Source organism: Trueperaceae bacterium, from assembly GCA_031581195.1.
Lineage (GTDB): Bacteria > Deinococcota > Deinococci > Deinococcales > Trueperaceae > SLSQ01.
This window is the reverse complement of the sequence record JAVLCF010000202.1, coordinates 1-1845: the sequence shown is the minus strand read 5'-3', so window position 1 is coordinate 1845 and position 1845 is coordinate 1. Positions and strand designations below refer to the sequence as shown.

Sequence of the window (1845 nt, the reverse complement as noted above, 5' to 3'; positions counted from 1 at the left end):
CGGAACGGTGCGCCCCCCTCGGCGCTGCCATACTGCGGGCGTGGAGACCTCTCGGTGATCACCGCCCTCACGTTCCTCGCGATCCTCCTGACGGCGGTCCTGGTGCACGAGTTCGCGCACTACCTCAACGCCCGCAGCGTCGGGGTGCCCGTGCGCGCCTTCAGCGTCGGGTTCGGGCCCGTCGTGTGGCGCCGGACCTGGCGCGGCACCGAATGGCGCCTGTCCGCCGTGCCGTTGGGGGGGTACGTCGACCTGCCCGGCCTCGCCGCCGAACGCGACGCGGACGGCAACCTGAAGGCGCCCGAGGGCGGGATGGCCGACCTCGGCTTCGCCGGCAAGGCGTGGGTGCTGATCGGGGGGGTCGTCGCGAACTTCGTGCTCGGCACCGTGCTGTTGACGGCCGCCGTCGTCGCGAACCCCGCCTTCCGAACCTTGACGAGCGACGTGCCGCCCGACGTATCGGGCGCCGAGATCGCCGCGGTCGCGCCGGACTCGCTCGCCGAGCGCCTGGACGTGCGCGCGGGGGACGTCCTCGCGCGGGTCGGGACGGCGGTCGACCCGACCCCGGCCGAAGCGGTCGACGCGATCCGCGGTGCGGGGGACCGCCTCCGCCTCGAACTGCGTCGCGACGGCGTCCTCGTGCCGCTGGAGGTCCCCTGGCCCCCCGACGACGTGCCCGCCGGCGAACCGCCGCGCTTGGGCGTGCAGTTGGCGCCGCTCGAGGTGGCGCCGGTCCCGCTCCCGGTCGCCTTCGCCGAATCCGCGACGTTCGCGGTGCGGGCGGTCCCGGAGATGGTGGTCGGCTTCGCGCGCGGCTTCGCGTCCGCCGCGACGGGCCGCACGAGCGAGGAGGTTGCGGGGCCGGTCGGCATCGTCGGGATCGTGAACGACGCGACGCAGGTCGGCATCGCCCCGGTCCTCGTGGTGGCGGCCCTCATCAACTTCTCGTTGGCGGTGTTCAACCTCCTCCCCATTCCCGGCCTGGACGGCGGGCGCCTCCTGGTGGCGGGCGTCGTCGCGCTCCGGGGCCGGCCGTTCCGTCCCGGCCAGGAGGAGGCGTTCCATCTCGTCGGGATCGTGGCGGTGCTGGCGTTGATCGTGCTCATCACCCTGCAGGAAGTCCAAGGGCTTCTCTCGGCCGGCTGAGCGCGCCGATGCCCCCCGCCGACACCCGTCCGCGCACCCCGTCCGCGAAGGGGCCGCGCATCGAGGTCCTCATCGCGGCGTACGACGAGGCGCCGCGCGTCGCGCGGGTCGTGGCCGCCGCCCGCGACGCCGACGTCGGCCCGGTCCTGGTCGTGGACGACGGGTCGCGCGATCGCACGGCCGACGTCGTCGTCGCCGCCGGCGCGCGCGTCGTTCGCCTCCCGCACAACGTCGGGAAGGGCGGCGCGCTGCACGCCGGCGCGACCGCGTCCGACGCCGACCTGCTGGTGCTGCTCGACGCCGACCTCGAGGGGTTCGCCCCGGCCCACGTGCACGCACTCTTGCGTCCGGTCCTCGAGGGGCGCGCGGCGTCGACGCGCGGCGTGTTTCGCGGCGCGCGGGCCGCGACGACCAGCGCGCAACGCCTCGCCCCCGGGCTCGGCGGGCAGCGGGTGGTGCCGCGCGACGCGCTCCTCGCGGTGCCCGATCTGGCGTCGGCGCGGTTCGGGGTGGAGGTCGCGCTCGAGCGCACCCTCCGCCGCCGCGGCGCGCCCCCCACCGACGTCGCCCTGGACGGTGTCGGTCAGGTCATGAAGGAGGAGAAACGCGGGTTCGTAGCCGGCGTCCGGGCCCGCCTCGCGATGTACGCCGACGTCCTGCGCGCGATCGCGCGGCGGGCGTGACGCCCCCGGACCTCCG

At 75.8% G+C, this 1845-nt stretch carries 2 protein-coding genes; both read left to right on the top strand.

Translation table 11 applies throughout. From position 1 onward, the window contains the following. The first annotated feature begins 54 nt into the window (after nt 1-54). Complete coding sequence (locus RI554_11415; GenBank protein ID MDR9392623.1) at nt 55-1146, top strand: RIP metalloprotease; 1092 nt, start codon at nt 55-57, stop codon at nt 1144-1146. Nucleotides 1147-1154: 8 nt separating this feature from the next. Beyond that, nucleotides 1155-1829 (top strand): glycosyltransferase, encoded by a 675-nt coding sequence (locus RI554_11410; protein ID MDR9392622.1) that lies wholly within the window; start codon nt 1155-1157, stop codon nt 1827-1829. Nucleotides 1830-1845 lie beyond the last annotated feature (16 nt).